Here is a 261-nt window from a genome sequence, read left to right on the forward strand (position 1 = left end):
AAGAAACTGGTAAAGTAGTTAAAGGTAATATTGATGTTACTTATATCTACAAGTTGAAAGAGACACCAGAAGAACCGGGTAAACCAGAAGAACCAGGTAAACCAGAAGAACCGGGTAAACCAGAAGAACCAGGTAAACCAGAAGAACCAGGTAAACCAGAAGAACCAGGTAAACCAGAAGAACCAGGTAAATATATTCCATATATTCCTGCAGATCCAACGGATCCGACTAACCCAAATGATCCATTAAATCCGACAGATC

General features: G+C 39.8%; 1 pseudogene. It reads left to right on the top strand.

Going from position 1 to position 261, the window contains the following annotated elements:
* A pseudogene (locus tag TP70_RS12815) lies at nt 1–261 on the top strand (hypothetical protein); the annotation flags it as partial.

The sequence above is a fragment of the Staphylococcus microti genome, from assembly GCF_000934465.1.
In the GTDB taxonomy this organism is placed as follows: Bacteria; Bacillota; Bacilli; order Staphylococcales; family Staphylococcaceae; genus Staphylococcus; species Staphylococcus microti.